A 17782-nucleotide genomic window follows, 5' to 3' on the forward strand; every position below is an offset into this window, starting at 1 on the left:
ATCCTCCTTATCTGTTCTTACTCGTTTGCACCAGGATTGCTGCGGATTTCACGATGGAGGTAGCGCAGCACTTCGCCAGGGCGACCGTCGAGGACGATGCCGTGGGGCGGGAAATCCAGGGCGTGCGTCCACTCGAAGCGTTCGGCATAGCGGAGCAGGTGGAGCCGGTCAATCGCCATCTGGGCATCTTCAGGGAGGCCAATGATGCAGTGGCGCAGGCGGCGACGGTGGGGCAGTTCGCAGGTGAGCGGGGGCAGCGAAAACTGGGTCGCCTCCGAGCGTGGGGACGACCAGGTGTATTGAATTGTCAGCATTTGGGGTTTCCTCCTGGAAACGAGTGGGGTAGGAAACCCCGAAATGTTGGCCGCCCACGGACGTGAAGCGCTGGGACAGGGCGGCCTACAATGGACGCAGCCCTGAGACAGGCTAGGACTGTCGAGGGGTCAGGTGTTGGTAGATGTTTGCCGCATCTACCGACACCGTAGGTGACTAAACGACCAAAATTTCGGGGGAAAGTGAGCTGCGTCGAAGGGAACCAACGGGCAGCTTGATGGACGATTGTACTGGATGCGATCGCCCCCGTCAATTGCCCTGATGAGTTGTGCTGGCGACCCTATCCATCGTGCGATCGCCCCTGCTTACGCTAGGGCCCAGGTTTTTCTTATCCCAGAGTCGGTAAAGATATATTAAGGTATTATATTAAGGTATATTCCAAAACCCAAGCCCCCTCGCGCTAGAACGGCGGAGCAACTAGTTCAGCGCCGGACGATTACACGTTGGCGTAGGGCAGCAAGACGATGTGGCGATCGCGATCGATCAAGAGCCAGCCCTCTTCCCGCAGTTGGCTGATCAGGCGCGTAACTGTGACGCGAGTCGTGCCAATGGCGTTGGCAAGCTGCTGATGGGTCAGGCGGACGCTCAGGCGGGTTCCCTCCGGAGTAGGCTGTCCCACTTCCCGCTTTAGCAGCACCAGCAAATGCCGCAGCCGATCTTCGACTCGACGATAGCCCACCATTGCCAGCACGGCCTCCGTTTGCCGCAGCCGCCGCGCCATGTGTTGAAAAATGCCCTGCGCCAGCATAGGAGACTGTTCCACTTCCGACCAAGTGAGGCGCATTAAGTCTACATCCGACAGCGCGGTGGCGTGATAGGGACGAATCAGCGTCAGCGGCAGCCCAAACGGCATCGAAGCGGAAGCCAGCCCCAGCAGCGCCTCGTCCCCTGTGTCATAAAACGTACCCAACTGCACTACGCCCCGGCAAACCACCCAGACTTCATGTGGCGTGAGCGGGATGTCTTGCCCTGCGCGGAAGGACTGCAAGCTTCTGCCCTGATAAAGTTTCTCCAACAACAAGCGCAAGTCTGACTGGCTGGGAACTTCCAGGGCGAATGACTGAAGCATATTGAACTCCCTTGTGTGAGCGTGCCCTCTCAATCTAGAATCTGGACCTAAAGACAGGGTAATTCTCTGGTTTAGAGAAGGTTAAGATCCCGTATGCTCACGGATACGCAATCATTTGCAAATTTACGCAAGAATTCACGGATTTACCCATAGATCCATCTATAAAAATGCTGTTTAGAATTGTGCTGGCTGCCCGGAAGTAGCCTTTTTAGTAAAGCAGTTGAGGATACATGTTCAAGATCCCTACGCCTCAGTTGCGCTATGCGTGTTTTCAAACCCTTTGCTCCCCCCTTTAGCCCCCTTAAAGATCCCCTCTAGCCCCCCTTAAAAAAGGGGGGAACCGAGCCGAGCCGCTCCGGAGGTTCCCCTTAACAAGGGGGATTTAGGGGGATCGACTCAAGGCAGTCAACGACCTAGAAAGTTTTAAGACATTGCCTAGGAATGAGAATGCTAGAGGCTCTGCAAATGCTCGACAGGCAATCCAAAATCGCAAATCTAAAATCTAAAACCCACATCACTTTATGCTTTCTGGGAACCCGTTTCAACGGACAGCAGGCTAGTGCTGCGAACCCAATCGACAAACTGGCGGGCCGTGCGGCCCGATCGCCCATTTTGCTGGGTTGCCCATTGGAGGGCTTGAAATTCCAGCGTTTTGGGGTCGAGCGGGAGGTCATTTTGGCGGGCAAGATGGCGCACAATTTCTAAGTAGGTGTCCTGGTCGGCGGGTTCAAAGGTGAGCGTCAGCCCAAAGCGATCGCCAAAGGACAGCTTTTCTTGCACCGTGTCCCAACTGTAGATTTCGTCGGCATCGCTGGGACGGGGGCGATCGCCAAAAAACTCGCGGATCAGGTGGCGACGGTTGGAGGTGGCGTAGACCACGACATTGGGCGATCGCGCGACTACGCTGCCCTCTAGCACGACCTTTAGCGCCTTGAAGGCTTCGTCATCTTCTTCAAAAGATAGGTCATCAACGAAGAGAATAAACGCCTGCGGCACATCGCGCAGCAGCGGCAAAATGTCCGGCAAGTTCGCCAGTTCTGCCTTGCTGACTTCGATGAGTCGCAAGCCGCGATCGCCATACTGATTCAGCAGCGCCTTCACCAGCGACGACTTGCCCGTGCCCCGGCTGCCATAGAGCAACACGTTCAGCGCCGGAGCGCCTGCTAGCAGCGCCTCAGTATTTTGCAAAAGCTGCTGTTTTTGCCGCTCATAGCCCACCAGCGCATTGAGCGAAATCGGGTCGGGATGGGGGATGCCCTCTAGCCGACCACCTTGCCAGCGAAAGGCACGATAGCGGGCATAGTCGCCCACGCCCGCGCTGCGGTAGTGTTGCGCCAAATCGGGCAATAGGCTAGCCCAATCGGCGGCGGCTTGAAACTGGGCGCGAATGGTTTGGGTTTGCGGGCTGGCGGATGCTTTGGGGTCGTCGGCTGCGCCCCAACTGACGGGCGGCAGGGACAGCCCTGCGGCGATCGCCAGCCATTGCCCCAGGCGATCGCCCGTGCAGGTGGTATAAAGCGCCTGGAGCGATCGCAGGTCGGCGGCGGCGGCGGCCACTAGGGGTTGCGGCAGGTCGCTTAGGTCGGTTCGCTGAGTCGCCTGGGTAAAGGGGTTGTCGTCTAGCAAAATCTGATCCAGCAGGTGCGATTGCCAGCTTTGCTGACGAGTCGCCAGCGTATAAAACCAGTCGCCATAGGCCCTCAGGAGGTCTACCCGGTCGGCGGGCGATCGCCCCAGCGCCGCCAACAGCCGCAGCAACGCCTGCCCTGGCTCTTGCCGCAGCACCGATGGGTAAACCAGCAGCGAGGCGGCCTGCTGATGGAGGAGGTGAATTTGCTTTAAAACCTGGGCATCCATGCGGCGATCGCGCGTTTGAGAAAACGGATTTCGGGTCAGGGGTCAGGGGTCAAAGCGAGGAATCCTGCACTTTAATCCTGCACTTTATTCTTTATTAGGATAGGTTTTACAGGATATGCGAGCGCTGGGGAAATGCATCAACGCCCGACGGAGCGAGTGCGTTGCGGCTACACCCAGCAGCACCCTACAATACAGCCGACTTGCTACAGCCTATCTATAATTGCTAGAGCCTATTTGCTACAGCCTATTTGCTACAGCCTATTTGATGCCGGTTGATGCCGTTCAGCACAAGGCGGCTGCCCCCCAAACCCTGAATCCCTAGCCCTCTTTCTCGTCCACCATCGACAACATGCCTTGCAGCGCGGCGGGGATGCTCTTGGGGTCCATGAACATCACCTTGCTGCTGTCGCTCTTGCCGATGGTGTTGCCCATATCGAGATAGCCCAGCGCCAGCAGAACCTGTCCCGCTTCCATCGCGCGGGGGTCGTTTTTCAAGGCTTGCGTGACGATGCCGATGGCTTCGGCGGTGGCCTGAGCCTTTAGCACGGCGGCCTGGCGCTCGGCCTGGGCCTTCAGCACAGCCGCTTTTTGGTCGGCTTCGGCTCGCAGCACGACGGCTTTCTGGTTTGCCTCTGCTTCAAGAACCTGCGCGTCCGCCTTGCCTCGGGCAGTGTTCACGGCTGCTTCTCGATCGCCCTCCGAGGTCAAAATCGCCGCCCGCTTGCGTCGCTCAGCGGACATTTGCAGTTCCATCGACTCTTGCACCGCTTTCGACGGCACGATGTCGCGCAGTTCCACGCGAGTCACCTTCACACCCCAAGGGTCGGTGGCGGTGTCTAGCTCTCGCAGCAGGATTTCATTAATCTGCGATCGCGCGGTAAAGGTTTCGTCTAGCTCCAGCTTGCCCATCTCGGCGCGAATCTGGGTTAGCACCAGGTTCACCATTGCCGCCTGGAGATTTTGCACCTTGTAATAGGCCTTTTCCATGTCCACAATCCGCCAATAGACCACCGCATCCACCGTAATCGAAACGTTGTCCTTGGTAATCGACGGCTGGGGCGGAACATCCAGCACCTTTTCCCGAATCGTTTCCTGAAACGCGATGCGATCGGCAAAGGGCAGGATAAAGTTCAAACCGGGCTTCAGCTTTTTGTTGTAGCTGCCGAGGCGTTCGACCAGGGCTTCGTTCCCCTGGTTCACAATTTTGACAGAGCTAGACAGCCCAGCCGTACCCAACACCAGCGCAATCAGAGCGGCGAAAAAACTTTCCATGCAAAACCTCCAAAATCCAATGTGAATCTGATGTGAATCCAAATGTGATTAGAGAAACCAATCCGCGGCTTACCCGCAGCGATTCATCCGCAGCGACTTGCCCTCAGCGATTTATCCTCAAGCGACTTGCCCTCAAGCGACTTGCCCAATGACTTGACCTCATTGGCGCACCAGATGCTCTGGCAACACGATGAGCGTCGTGCCCCGACGCTCCACCACCACCACTTTTTGATCGGCGGCGATCGCCAGATTTTCGTCCTCACACCGGGCCTGCCAGGAGTTGCCTTCGTAGATCACCCGCCCCGTTTCGCCAGGGGGAATCGAGGTCAGCGTCCGCGCTTCGTGAGAATCTTCGATCAAGCGCGATCGCCGCTGCGGGATGAATCGGCGCGACAGCACCACCAGCAACACCGACAGCACCAGCCAGAGAATTACCTGAAGGCTAACCTGCGGCACCGACAGCGCCACAAAGGCAACAATCAGCGCACTAATTCCCATCACAAATTCCACGAACGCGGTCGGCAGGACGACCTCCATCATGCAGAGGACGATGCCTGCAATTAGCCAAATCACGCTAGGACTCATGGTCATCAGCCGTTATCCGAGAGAGAAGGACAAACGATACAAGAAGAAAGCCAGGAGAACGCTTGGTTGAGAGACTTTTCAACAAGACTCTGTGGACGAAAAGACTCTGTTGACGAAGAGGACTATGTTTCTAGGAGCAGAGGGTTATGCAGAGGACATGAATGCAAGGAATGCAACCGTCCCCGCTTAAATCCAACACGTCGCTGTCACGGGTTCATTACGACACTTTCGATACTACGGATAGCTACAAAAAACGCTGGCAATATTCCAGATGGACGGCCGTTGAACGAGCCGCTGGGTTCAGACTGCGGGTGGCAATGTTTCAGCCGGTTCTGCGTGAAATCTGGGTAACGTCTGCACAAACCCTGGGACGCGCTCGGATTGGGGGATTGGTTTGCGGGTTTGAGCGTCTGCCTGTTTGAACCCAGCCGCTTGAATCTAGCTGCTTGAATTCAGCCGCTTGAATCTAGCCGCTTGAATCTAGGGCGTGTTTTAAAACCCTTTGATCCCCCCCGCCCCCCTTAAAAAAGGGGGAACTGAGCCGAACCACTCCGCAAGTCCCCCTTAACAAGGGGGATTTAGGGGGATCGACTCAAGGCAATCAACGACCTAGAAAGTTTTAAGACACTGCCTAGCCACGTTTGCAACATTCGACCGGAGTTGTCGCGTTTTTTGGAATTGGCGCTATCTTTGGCTAGTTAAGGGCTGCCCTAGTCGGGCTTGCTGAGATGCCTTTCACTCCCCTTCTATCCTGACTTATTCCATCTTGAACGACCCCGTTCCAAAATCAGAAGATTTGAATGATGGCTTAACGATTGGTCGGGAATTTAGAGGATCGTGCCCGATGGGCAAGGCATTCACAATCCGTCGCCCAGTCTGATAGACCCTGTTAATTAGCTCAGCGTCGAACGCCTCTATCACGCTTATGATCTCCTCTTCACCTCCTTCGCGTCGTCCGACGGCGCTGCTGTCCACCCGCATCCAGTGTGCCCAGGCAGATTGTCAACACGACAATCCTGCGGATCAATCGCTGTGTGAACGCTGTGGGCGGCCGCTGACCTATCGCTATCTCTGGGTTGTCGGGCAGAGCGAGGGGGTGAATCCGGCCCATGTGTCTCCGTCGGGACGCTATCGAGCCGTGTCTCCGAGGGTGTGGCTAGATACGCAGCCCGCCGCTGCGCCCGACCTGCCGCAGCCCTGGCCCGAGGAGGCGCTGCCCTATTTCCACCTGTTTCCCCATCGGCTGCATGTGCCCGTGCTGTTTGGCTTTGGCTGGCACGGGGGGCAACGGCTGATGCTGCTGGAAAATGGGCCCATCGACGGGGCCGGAAAACTGCTTCCGGCGATCGCCCCCAGTTTTGCGGCTGCGTCTCCGACTCGTCAGGTCTACTGGCTGTGGCAAATCCTCGACCTGTGGGCCCCGCTGCGCGACTATGGCGTGGCGGCCAGTCTGCTGATGCCGGACAACTTGCGGGTGGAGGGGTGGCGGGTACGCCTGCGGGAGCTAATTCCCGATCGGCTGCATCCGGGGGGTCAGCCGTCCTTGGCGGATCTGGCGGCGTGCTGGCTGGGTTGGCTGGGGGCTCTGCAAATCCAGGTGGCAGACTCCGTGCGATCGCTCTGTGAGCAAATGCAGCAGCCCATTGCCGACACGCCAGAGGGACTGCGGGCGATCGCCCTCCAGCTCAACGACCTGCTGCTGCAACAATCGACCCAACTGGCGCTGAAGCTGGCGGTGGCCGGTGGCACGACGGCAGGCCCTCAGCGGGCCCACAACGAAGATGCCTGCTATCCGCCAGCCCAGCACTCGGCAGAAACCAGCCTCACCTGGCTCCAGAGTCCGCCCGATTTGCTCTCTGGGCTGGGCATTGTCTGCGACGGCATTGGCGGCCACGCGGGCGGCGAGGTGGCTAGCCAGATGGCTGTGCGATCGCTCGTGATGCAACTGCGGGCGCTGCTGTATGAAGTGGCCGAGGAAACCACTGTGCTGTCGCCAGACGTGGTGATGCAGCAGCTAGAGGCGATCGCCCGCGTGGTGAACAACCTCATCGCCAGCCAAAACGACAGCCAGCAGCGCCAGTCGCGCCAGCGCATGGGCACGACCCTCACCCTGGCCCTGCATCTGCCCCAGCGGATCAACGGTGGCACTGCCCAGGAGCTTTATCTGCTCAATGTGGGCGATAGCCGCGCCTACTGGATTACGCCGGAGCGCTGCCAGTTGCTCACGCTAGACGATGACCTGGCTGGGCGGGAGGTGCGCCTGTCTCGCGCCACCCATGCCGAAGCCCGCAAGTATCCCAACGCAGGCGCTCTGACGCAGGCCGTAGGGATTCATGAAGGCGATCGCCTCTATCCCACGGTGCAGCGTTTCATGATTGACGAAGACGGCGTGCTGCTGCTGTGTACCGACGGCCTCAGCGACCACGGCTGGGTCGAAGCCCTGGGGCCAGAAGTGACGCAACTGCTGTTCAATGACCAACTTACGCCGCAACAGGCCGTGCAAACCTGGCTGGAACACGCCAACCAGCGCAACGGCCACGACAACGCCTCGGTGGTGGTGATGCGCTGCCGCGTGACGGCGCAGGCTCCAAAACTGTTCGACCCGACGGTGTTCGACCCGACGGTGTTCGACCCGACGATGACGGAGCGGGCGATCGCCACCGCCATGCCCCAGCCCGCCCCGGATGCCGATGTGGAGCTATCTCAGGCTTCGCGGGCCCTGCTGTTTGACAACACCCTCGACGCGCCAACTCCAGCAAAACCGCGTCCTAAGGGCGATCGCTGGATCACGGTGCTGCTGCTGGGCATCACGCTGCTGACGCTGGGAGCCGCAGGTGTGCAAATCTGGCGGCAGATGCACACTCGCCAAACGCCGCGCCTCTGGCCCAGCGCCCCGGTCGATCAGCCTGCAACCCGCGACCCAATGGATTCCATCAACACCCAGCCTTAGGCTGAAGGATCATCCTGTGAGATGATGAGAGATGCTGTTTTGCTAAGCACCTCTCAGAAATTGCTGGCTTGTTACAAGTCAGCCTGCTTTGTATAAGACACTCTTTGAAACCCTTGGAACACTATGAAGGCTGGCGATCGCGTCCGGGTGACTGAATCAGTCATTGTTTACCACCATCCCGAACATCGCAACGAACCCTTTGACCTCAAAGGGCAGGAGGGTGAAGTTGTCGGACTGGCCAATACTTGGCAGGGCAAAGCCATCAGCGCCAACTTCCCAGTCCTGGTTCAGTTCACCAAAAAATTCAAAGCCCATCTGCGCGAAACGGAGCTGGAGGTCATCAGCTAGCATCCAAGCCTAAGTCGTAGACTTCCGTTTCAGGCTCAGGGAAGGTAGGCTTGTCCGACCGTCGGTTCAGCCATCCAAAGAAATTTAGCTCCCGCTGCATCTGGGCAAGATCCCGCTGATTTTCGGCAGCCGTTTCGGCGTACCACTGGCAATACTGCTCAAAGGCCTCGCGATAGCGCACCTCGCGATAGAACTCGTAGGCTGCGTAGTGGCTTTGCAGGATTTCCTGCGCCTCGGTTTCAGGGGGCGGCAGAATGCGGCGGTAGAAGATGGGTTCCGGCATGGTCACTCCTAGAGCCACCCCCGCAGTCGGTAGACCAGCAGCCCAATATATTCCTTGAGGGCGCGGGTGGTTTGCTGGAGACGGTCGGCATCGGGCATGACATTAAGAATCATCGCCTGCCAGGAGTTATCGACTTCTTCGAGTTCCTGATTGCTGACAAAGAAGTCGGTGGGTGCAGGAATTGCGTCAATGCCCAGCTTTTGGAAAATTTTGAGCGATCGCGGCATATGCATCGCCGACGTGACCAGCAAGATCTGCTGAATGCCCCGCTCTTGCAAAATCTTTTTCACATTCACGGCGTTTTCGTAGGTGTTGAGCGAGGTCTGATCTTCCAGAATGGCATAGGAGGGAACGCCCAAATCCTGCGCCAGCTTTGCCATGTCGCTCGATTCGGGTGGGCCGCCGCCTTTCCAATAAATTCGCCCGCCGCTCATGATCACCAGCGGCGCTTTGCCCTGGCGATATAGCTCGGCTCCATACAAGACGCGATCGCCCGGCTCCATCACATCAATCGACGGGCGCGGCGGAATATGCGGCTTCAGGCTGCCCCCCAGCACCACGATCGCCCCAGCACGCGGCAACTCTCCTTCAGGAATATGCTGCCACTCCAGGGATTGTGTCAGCGCGTTGGACAGCCGCAGATTGCTGCCCAAGAGCAGGCTGGCCAGCGCCAGCACCAGAGACACTGCGGCCAGCCGCGGCCGCTTCCACAGCGTTGCCAGGGCCACCAGCATCAGCACACACGCCAGCCCAACTGGGTAAATGAACAGCGGCAGGAGTTTGGAAAGAAACAGGAACATGAGCGGTTTGGGATTGGGACACAGAGGGGAAACGAGGGGTTGGAGATTGCTGGATGGCTCCATCACGCCATCACTTCACCACACCATACGCCATCACCCACTACTCTAATGCCCTCGCTCCTGTCCTGGCTGCTCAAGTCACGCTCTGTCTGAGATATCTAACGGCCTAAATACCTAACCCTCTAAATAGCTAACCCTCAATGACCAGCTAGCCGCCAAGAGTTACCAGCCGTCTGGCACGTCGCGGCTCTCGATCCAGTCGTAGAGATCGCGCTCTGCCTTGGCGACGTTAAATAAGTGCAGCCCAAAGTCGCGGGACAGGTCTTCGCAGGCTTTGATACCCCGGACGCTGTTGCCCTTCTCGTCGAGCAGGGGCGAAAAAGTGCCGATGCCCAGCTTTCCGGGCACGACCGCAGTGATGCCACCGCCGACCCCGCTCTTGGCAGGCATCCCCACGCGATAGGCCCACTCGCCGGAATAGTCGTACATGCCGCAGGTCAGCATGACGCTAATCACGTCCTGCACATAATGCTCATCGATCGCGCGATCGCCCGTGATTGGGTTCACGCCCCCGTTGGCCAGCGTAGCCGACATCATCGCCAGGTCGCGGGCGCTGATCAAGATGGAACACTGCTGAAAGTACAGATCGAGCGTTTCATCAATGCGATCGGTCACCATGCCAAAGTTCAGCATCAGGTAGGAAATCGCCCGATTGCGGTGTCCGGTTGCTTTTTCAGACAGAAACACGGGCACGTTGATGTCGATTTCTTTGCGTCCGGTGTAGCGCAGGAACATATCCAGAATTCGCTTGAGCCGATCGGTGGCGCTGTCTCCCTTGATCAGGTCAGTGGTGGCGATCGCCCCCGCATTCACCATCGGGTTATAGGGGCGATTCGTCTTTTCGTCCAGCACAATCGCATTAAACGCCTCACCCGTCGGCTCCACGCTTACCTTGCTGTTGACATACTCCCGGCCGTGATCTTCCAGCGCCAGACCATAGACAAACGCCTTGGAGATGGACTGAATCGTAAACACCTGATCGCAGTCGCCCACATCAAACACGCGCCCGTCCGTTGTGACGACACAGATGCCAAACCACTCCGGTCTAGCCTGGGTCAGTTCTGGAATATAGTCTGCAACCTTTCCGGTGTTGAGAGGCTTGTATTTTGCGTGCAAATCGCTCAGATAAGCCCGAAATGGCGATGCCACAGCCTGAATCGAGTTTGCTAGCGATTTCAAGTCTCCGATATTCACCATAGTTGCCTCAACATAGTTGCCTCAAACAGTGACCTCAAATAAACCTGGGGACGAATCTTGGCACAAGGAGCGACTCTTAATTGAACATGAGGGAGTATAGAAGCGATTCGTCCAGCATTCGCAACATTGATAGGATTTGCGGATTGACCGCAACACCGAATCCACGCGCTAATCCGTATCCTGGATCTGCTGTGCCAATCGCTGAAACTCTTGGCTCACCGGATGCTCTGGAAACTTCATGCAAAACACGCCCTCGCTAGCAAGCTGCACCACATCTTCAGACAGCGGAAAGATGCCCGCCACCGGAGCATCGTAGGTTTCTTCGATCTTCTGCTTCAGCGCTTCAAAGTTGAGGCGGCTATGTACCTTGTTGATGGCCAGCAGCATCTTGCGGACGCGCAACTGTCGGGCCACGTCCACCGCCACCGCCGTTCCCTGATAGTCTTGTTTGTCGGGGCGCAGCAGCAGGATCAGCACATGGGAAATGGCGATCGACAAAAAGGTTTCCTTCGATAGCCCCGGATGCGTATCGATGAACAGGTAGTCAAGCTGGAGGTTTTTGACCAGGCTGCGGAAACCGTCGTTGAGCAGCTTTACGTCGTAGCCTTCCTTAAGGATGCGGGCAATGTCGTCTGCTTTGACGCTGGAGGGCACCAGCAGCACCTTTCCGTCGCCAGACAGGCCTGCATTGGCGCTCACGTCGTAGGCGGCTTCCTCAATCGGCGCTTCTCCCCAGAGATAGCTGTTAAGCGTCTCGGTCATGGCATCGGGTTCCAGGCTGAAGATGTTGTGAATGCCCGGAGAGGGTACGTCGGTATCTACCACGCCCACCCGGTTTCCCTGCATCGCCAGCGCGGCTGCCAGGTTTGCCGTGAAATTAGATTTGCCAGTGCCACCCCGATAGGAGTGGATCGAGACGACTTTAGGCATTGGAGGCTTGTGAAAGCATATAACTTTCAGTAGATAGAAGTGCAGTCAAACAAGGTGTGCCTTGCAATACAAATTTGCTTTAATTTTGCTTTAATTGCAGATTTTTTCCTTAATCTAGCTAGTATCTGGCCAAAGATATCAGTCCTTTTTACCGTTTTTCCACCGCTATCGACCGAGTTCGTTACTATTCAGTACAACAGGACACAAATTCCAAAGAAATGATTAACAAACACGGGGATTGCCCAAGATTCCTGGCACGATCAATACAAGTTCAAATGAGGTCAGCTTAATAAAGACCTTAACCATAAACTACTGTTATCAATGGCAATAAGCGCCAATTACCGTGTCCGGTATTTGGCGCTTTTTAGGGTTTACATCGCTCTAGATAAGCCCTAGATAAGCTCTAGAAGTTTACTCAGAAAGTCAATAGGCAAGCGTTTCTAGCGTTTCTCGTAGGTAGCGACGAACACGCTGATCTAGGGGTAAGGTGCTGAGTTCGCCTGCAACTGGCGGATCGCCCGCTGCGAATTCAGCCGCTGACTGTTCGTCGCTACGCTCAAGCTGCCAGCGCTGGAAACCAGAGCTAGAGGCGATCGCCTGCTTCAGGCTTTCCCAAATGGTTTCGTCATTTGAGACTGAGGGATTTGGCAGCGAGTTGGAAGACGTGGATGAGCTGGTCATAGGATCTCAGTAATGCCTCAAACGTTAGATCAGCAATCAATCAACCGAGCAGAACACAGCGAACGATCAAGAGACTTAATCTCAAAGATACGAAGCTAAAGAGAGAAAGCTAGGTAACCGCAATGCAAACGCATACAAAAGCAGCACAAGGATTCAGGATTAAACCTGTTCCTTTTCTCACCATAGCGTACTCTTTGGGGCGAGTTGTGCTTTGAAGCACGGTCGCTGGGCCGGATCAAGCCTCGACTCGCCCAAATTTTAAGTCTTTACTCAAACCTTGCAGCAGCCTGCGGCTTCTTTACGGGTTCTCGGCGGGGGGGCGCTCTGGCGACTCAAATTCGGACGCTGCATCGTCGGTCAGGCTGACATCGGTCAGCGGATCGGGTAGCTCACGCAACAGCTCGGCATCTACCGCTTCCAGGGCCTCTGCGACTAGCGCTTCTACGTCCACGCTGGGTGTGTCTGCGGAGAGGGGGTCTGAGGCCAGGGAATTTTGCTCATGGGCGATCGCCCCCTCAGTGGTTTCCTCTGTTTTCTCTATCGACTGATTTGCCAACAGAGCGCTGGCATCGACAATTTCCAGGGTTTGGGGTTCTGCGGAGTCGCGGGTCAATTCTGGGGTTAATTCTGTCGCGCTGGCATCAATAAGTTCTCGGTGTTCTGGGAGTTCTGGGGTGGAATCCGACGCGTCTAGGGAATCCAGAGCGTCTAGCCCAGCAGCGACACCGCCCCCAAAATCGTCTCCAAGATCCAGGCCAGGGTTGAGAGTTTCGGTGTCCAGAATCGTGGCTTCTGCTGGGGGGGGTTCGGGAGCCTGGGCAATCAGGTCTGCTGCCTGGGCAATCGCCCCCGCCATCGCGTCTATCTCTGCCATGCCCTCGTCTGCGTCTGAAGGCGCTGCGGCCCCGTCTGGCGGCTTTGCGGAAACCCGCACTTCTGAAACGATCGTCTCTGAAACCACGGCTGCGGCATCTGACAGGGGTGCGGACGAAGCTTGTGCGTCTGAAATGGCTTCCGAAACAACACTCGTGGGCTGGAAGCACTCAGGCGAGTCCTCTCTCTCAGGCGGGTTCTCTGCTTGGAACGCTTCAGAAAACGGCTCAGGCAGAGTGGTGGAAGTTTCCAGCGACGGTTCTGGGGTTGCAGGTTCTGGGGTTGCAGGTTCTGGGGTTGCAGGTTCCGGGATTGCAAGGTCGGGAGTGCCAGAGTCTGGGGTCAGTTCCGGCGCGAGAGGCTGCGACCCTGAAGGCTCAGATTCGTCCCAGGGCGACTCGTTCAGCGCTTCGTCAACCACCAACGGTGCAGCGGAGGGCGGCTGGGGGCGATTCCCGTAGGGATTGCTTCGCGAATCGCGCTTGATTGCAGGCGGAACGCGGGGCGCAGCGGCGACCAAATCGGGCACAATTTGCTTAACCCGAAAGCCGGGAATCGTGAAGGATTTCGCCACTTCGTCCGGCGTATAGGGTGCAAACTGGGCGATCGCCGCATCGCTCGACAGCAGCGCCCGAATCACGCTCAGCGGCACTTGCACAAACAGGTTGCACAGCAAAAACGCGATGGCTGCAATGAGCAGGCCCAGCGCCCGGTTTTGGGGCAGGGTTGCGGCGGCTTCCGTCGCCACGGGCGCAAAGCGAAACAGTTGCCAGAGCAAGAGAAACAGGGCGATCGCTGCCGACCCCGCCAACGCCTGCACTTCGGTTCCCTTAAACAAATGCAGCATCCGTCGCCGATCGTCCGACAGCGCATCGGGGCGCAGCGCCAGCGGGGTCAGGCTAAAAATGCAAAACGGTCGCTTCCACTGCATCCACAGCACGGGCGCAATGCCCACCACCGCTACCAGCAACACCTCCAGCCACACGGGCAGCCACGGATCACCCACCGCCAATCCCACCAGGCACACCTCCACCAGCAGGGGCACTGCCGCCAGACCTGCAAGATGAACCCAGAGATATGGATCAGACCAGAAGGATCGCATAAGGCTTACCGGAGTATTCGCCGTGATAGCAGCGAGTGTTACAGCAAAAATTAGAGCCTGGGGCTGTGTTCTTTGACCTACTTTTGTGATCCTAATCCAACCCGCGTGCGATCGCGCTTTTTCCGCAGCACAACGTTCCCTATAGAACCGGTTGCGCCAGCCCACCATCCGCCGCAGCTCCGACCCCGCTGTAGATGTAGAGGATCGCCCCAGACTTTTCTAATCCCCAACATCCCGCTTACATCCCTTAACATGGTCAATAAGCTTAAAAGGCGAGGCTCGATATTGCTTAATATTGCTCGATATTGTTGGGGCAGGACTTTCGCACTAGTGGATGTCAACCCTGATCCCCCCTCGCCCCCTTAATGCCCTTAATCAAGGCTACTGTGTACACACAAGTCTTCTAGGCTTGCGCGGCGATGCTTTGATCCCCCCTGACCCCCTTGAACAAGGGGGGAACTGATCCCCTCTTAAGTAAGGGGTGAGGCGTGACCTACCGCAGGGAGAACTGGCTCGGAAGTCCCCCTTCTTAAGGGGGATTCAGGGGGATCTTTCGCAACAGAGAGAACTGAATCGAAAGTCCCCCTTCTTAAGGGGGATTTAGGGGGATCTCTCGGAGCGTGACGCAAAAAATCGAAACGTGTGTACACAGGAGCTTAATCAAGGGGAGTTCCAGCAGGATTAATTTTTCAGGATTTTGGATGACGCTGGATCGCTTTGGTCGCAACATCAACTACCTCCGCATCTCCCTCACCGATCGGTGCAATCTGCGCTGCGTTTACTGTATGCCCGTCAATATGACGTTTCGCCCACGGGCAGAACTGCTGCAAGACGCAGAGCTATATCAACTGCTGCCGATTTTTGCCAAGCTGCTGGGCTTCAACAAGTTTCGGCTGACGGGCGGCGAACCCACCCTGCGAGAAAATATCGTCGAAATCGTCCGCTTTATCGCCGACCTACCCGATGCGCCAGAGGTCGCCATGACCACCAACGGCGTGCTGCTGGGGCAACTGGCTGCGCCCCTGGCTGCGGCCGGGCTGCGCCGCGTCAACATCAGCATTGACACGCTCAATCCAGAGAAATTTCAGCAGATTACGCGCTGGGGAAAGCTGGACGACGTATGGCGCGGAATGCAGGCGGCGGCCGATGCGGGGCTGCGGGTGAAGCTGAATGCCGTTGTGGTGCGCGGCTTTAACGATCAGCAGGACGTGGTAGACCTAGCGCGGCTGACCTACGAATTTCCCTGGCAGGTGCGGTTTATCGAGATGATGCCCTTTGGGGAAGTGTCGGATTTTCAGCAGCAAAACACAGTCAGCGAGGACGAGTTGCTGGGCGTGATCGGGCAACACCTGCAACCGCCAGACCTGCTGAACCAAGGAGAACTGGATGGCGAGGCACGGCTCTATCAACTGCCCGGAGCGCTGGGCACGCTGGGGTTTATTAGCTCCGTGACGAAGCCGTTTTGTGCAGGCTGCAATCGGGCGCGGCTGACGGCAGACGGGCGGCTGCGGCTCTGCCTGCTGCGGGAAAAGGAACTGGACTTGCTGACCCCGCTGCGCCGGGGAGCCAGCGTGGATGACCTAAAGGCGTTGATTGAAAAGAGCATCTGGTGGAAGCCGTGGGGCCACGGGCTGGCAGATCAGGACGTGCCGATGAATCGGGTGATGTCGGAGATTGGGGGCTAGGCGCTGGGACTTCGGGCGTGAATCTTCTCGAATCTTCTCGATACCAGTGAATTTGAAAGCTTGTCTAGTCTGTTTGAGTGCCTGTGCTGCCGTTCAAGTCTGAGCGCGATCGCCCCCGCGACAACTGGGCGATCGCCCAACGCGCTGTCGCCTGCACCTCTGGGTCGGGGTCGTTCGCGGCATGGCTGAGCAGGTCGCTCATCTGCATTACCACGTCATACATGCGCGTCACGTCTCGAATCGCGTTTTTGCGAACATCGGCATTGCTGTCGCGCAGGGAGGTGAGCAGGGCTTGTTTCATCGGCTTGAGCGTCCGCAGGGCAATCTCCGACAGCGTTGCCAAAATCAGGCTGCACTGCTGCGAATCGGCATCTACCAGCAGATCGACTAGCGGCTGCACTGCCCGCGAATCGCCCGCCTGACCCAGTTCCCAAATGGCCTTGCGGCGAGTCGCCGGGTCGGGGCTGTGCAGTTCCTCCAGCAGCTTATCCACAATACTGATGCGCTGGAGCCGGGTGGTTTCTGTGAGGACGGTTTCTAGGGAGGTTTCAGGATTTGAGTCGGGTGCGGCGTGGGCTAGAGAATCCACAGACTGGGGCGATCGCGCTGGCGTAGGAATCAACGCCTGGGAGGAACTGGTCGTCGCAATCGGGCCCACCGTTTCCCACAGCATATTGGGCTTTGGATCAGGCTGTGGGGAGGGTTCAGCGCGGGTCACGCGGGTCACGACCTCAGAAGTCGCAGGTGGAGCCTGTGGCGGTGCATCGCCATTCCCTATGGCGGCATGACCCGTAGCGGCCTGACCTGTGGCGAGGTTGCTTGGGGCGGCCGACTCTGCCGCTGCCCGCGACCAGCCTGGATTGAGCGGCGGCTCTAACGGCACGCCTACCCCTGAGCCGCCGGCCCCGTCGAGCACAGGCCCGCCGTCTGTTTCCAGCGTCCCCAGCCGACTCTGGCGCAACTGGCTGTAGATGACCCCAATGGCGATCGCCAGCCCCACCAGCAGTCCTGCCCAGCCAATCCAGTCTGCGGATTCGCCCGTCTCTGGCCCCGATTCTGCTAGCTCACTCGGCGGCGCTTCAGCAACTTCGCCAGACTCACCCACTGGCAACTCTGACGGTTCCACACCCGCCTCATCTGGGCCTATTTCACCAGCAGGCACGTCTGTCCCACCAAACAGCGGCGCTTCATCACCCAACAGTTCCACTCGGGCCTGCCGCAGTCTGGCGCGGGTGGGGTCGTCTAGTTCGCCCGTCGCCACCAGCCCCGATTCTTTCTGAAAGGTCAGCAGCGCAGTCTGCGTTTCTTTGCCAAACTCGCCATTGATTGCGCCATAGTAATAGCCCAGCCGATTGAGCGTGGTTTGCAACTCCTGCACTGCCGCACCTCGGCTGCCCAAGCCCAGTAGCTCTGGCGGCGAGGGCGAAGGAGTGCTAGAGGGGTCGGCAGGTTGGCTGGATTGGGCAAGGGAAAATGCAGGGGCGATTCCCACAGGGATCGCTTCGCGAATCGCTTGGTCAGCCTGCGCCTTTTCCACACCAGAGCGGGCTGCTGCAACAGAACCCCAAGGCAAGCTAGCAGAAACCCCTCGCAAATCGGCGGCGAGTCCCACAGAAGAAATCACAGTCAGCAGCAGAACCGCAGAGCAGCGCATGAAACTCCAGGTCAAGATTGCAGACTGAGACACCGTAGCCCAGCGGAGAATACCATCACGCCCGTTTTCACCTCAGTAACTCTAGGTTATAAATGCCCATCGA

Annotated in this window: 15 protein-coding genes; 3 read left to right on the top strand and 12 right to left on the bottom strand. The window is 57.6% G+C overall.

Annotated features, from left to right (window positions below; all coding sequences use genetic code 11):
* Positions 1–17 precede the first annotated feature (17 nt).
* The 5 genes from HPC62_RS01260 to HPC62_RS01280 all read right to left on the bottom strand — a co-directional run bounded on the left by HPC62_RS01260 (position 18) and on the right by HPC62_RS01280 (position 5122).
* Positions 18–314 carry a hypothetical protein gene (locus HPC62_RS01260; protein WP_225906703.1) on the bottom strand — a complete coding sequence of 99 codons (297 nt, stop codon included), beginning with the start codon at positions 312–314 and terminating at the stop codon, positions 18–20.
* Between the two features lie 455 nt (positions 315–769).
* A complete protein-coding gene (locus HPC62_RS01265; protein WP_172353403.1) occupies positions 770–1402 on the bottom strand; it encodes a Crp/Fnr family transcriptional regulator in 633 nt (210 codons plus the stop codon).
* A gap of 519 nt (positions 1403–1921) precedes the next feature.
* Positions 1922–3259, bottom strand: a complete 1338-nt coding sequence (locus HPC62_RS01270; protein ID WP_172353404.1) for an ATP-binding protein — start codon at positions 3257–3259, stop codon at positions 1922–1924.
* A 318-nt stretch (positions 3260–3577) separates the two neighbouring features.
* Positions 3578–4531 carry an SPFH domain-containing protein gene (locus HPC62_RS01275; protein ID WP_172353405.1) on the bottom strand — a complete coding sequence of 318 codons (954 nt, stop codon included), beginning with the start codon at positions 4529–4531 and terminating at the stop codon, positions 3578–3580.
* Positions 4532–4690: 159 nt separating this feature from the next.
* Positions 4691–5122, bottom strand: coding sequence for an NfeD family protein (locus HPC62_RS01280; protein ID WP_172353406.1), 432 nt, complete (start codon positions 5120–5122; stop codon positions 4691–4693).
* Positions 5123–6041: 919 nt separating this feature from the next.
* Here HPC62_RS01280 and HPC62_RS01285 point away from each other — a divergent pair.
* Both HPC62_RS01285 and HPC62_RS01290 read left to right on the top strand, forming a co-directional pair.
* Positions 6042–8066 carry a PP2C family protein-serine/threonine phosphatase gene (locus tag HPC62_RS01285; protein ID WP_172353407.1) on the top strand — a complete coding sequence of 675 codons (2025 nt, stop codon included), beginning with the start codon at positions 6042–6044 and terminating at the stop codon, positions 8064–8066.
* Between the two features lie 123 nt (positions 8067–8189).
* The gene (locus tag HPC62_RS01290) at positions 8190–8414 is read left to right on the top strand and encodes a ferredoxin-thioredoxin reductase variable chain (protein ID WP_172353408.1); all 225 of its coding nucleotides are present in this window, start codon (positions 8190–8192) and stop codon (positions 8412–8414) included.
* Here HPC62_RS01290 and HPC62_RS01295 read toward each other — a convergent pair.
* The 6 genes from HPC62_RS01295 to HPC62_RS22965 all read right to left on the bottom strand — a co-directional run bounded on the left by HPC62_RS01295 (position 8407) and on the right by HPC62_RS22965 (position 14340).
* The gene (locus HPC62_RS01295; protein WP_205370264.1) at positions 8407–8697 is read right to left on the bottom strand and encodes a hypothetical protein; all 291 of its coding nucleotides are present in this window, start codon (positions 8695–8697) and stop codon (positions 8407–8409) included. The genes HPC62_RS01290 and HPC62_RS01295 overlap by 8 nt on opposite strands.
* 8 nt (positions 8698–8705) lie before the next feature.
* Positions 8706–9497 (bottom strand): YdcF family protein, encoded by a 792-nt coding sequence (locus HPC62_RS01300; protein WP_172353409.1) that lies wholly within the window; start codon positions 9495–9497, stop codon positions 8706–8708.
* Positions 9498–9719: 222 nt separating this feature from the next.
* Entirely contained in the window at positions 9720–10754 is a 1035-nt protein-coding gene (gene glsA, locus HPC62_RS01305; protein ID WP_172353410.1) for a glutaminase A, read from the bottom strand.
* A gap of 168 nt (positions 10755–10922) precedes the next feature.
* Entirely contained in the window at positions 10923–11684 is a 762-nt protein-coding gene (locus tag HPC62_RS01310; protein ID WP_172353411.1) for a MinD/ParA family ATP-binding protein, read from the bottom strand.
* A 423-nt stretch (positions 11685–12107) separates the two neighbouring features.
* The gene (locus HPC62_RS01315) at positions 12108–12365 is read right to left on the bottom strand and encodes a hypothetical protein (RefSeq protein ID WP_172353412.1); all 258 of its coding nucleotides are present in this window, start codon (positions 12363–12365) and stop codon (positions 12108–12110) included.
* Positions 12366–12663: 298 nt separating this feature from the next.
* Positions 12664–14340 (bottom strand): low-complexity tail membrane protein, encoded by a 1677-nt coding sequence (locus HPC62_RS22965; protein ID WP_205370267.1) that lies wholly within the window; start codon positions 14338–14340, stop codon positions 12664–12666.
* A gap of 701 nt (positions 14341–15041) precedes the next feature.
* On the opposite strand from HPC62_RS22965, the gene moaA reads away from it, so the two are divergent.
* The gene (moaA, locus tag HPC62_RS01325; RefSeq protein ID WP_172353413.1) at positions 15042–16025 is read left to right on the top strand and encodes a GTP 3',8-cyclase MoaA; all 984 of its coding nucleotides are present in this window, start codon (positions 15042–15044) and stop codon (positions 16023–16025) included.
* Positions 16026–16089: 64 nt separating this feature from the next.
* On the opposite strand, the gene HPC62_RS23630 is transcribed toward moaA, so the two are convergent.
* Positions 16090–17712 carry a HEAT repeat domain-containing protein gene (locus tag HPC62_RS23630; RefSeq protein WP_172353414.1) on the bottom strand — a complete coding sequence of 541 codons (1623 nt, stop codon included), beginning with the start codon at positions 17710–17712 and terminating at the stop codon, positions 16090–16092.
* Between the last annotated feature and the right edge of the window lie 70 nt (positions 17713–17782).

The sequence above is a fragment of the Thermoleptolyngbya sichuanensis A183 genome (assembly GCF_013177315.1).
Lineage (GTDB): Bacteria > Cyanobacteriota > Cyanobacteriia > Elainellales > Elainellaceae > Thermoleptolyngbya > Thermoleptolyngbya sichuanensis.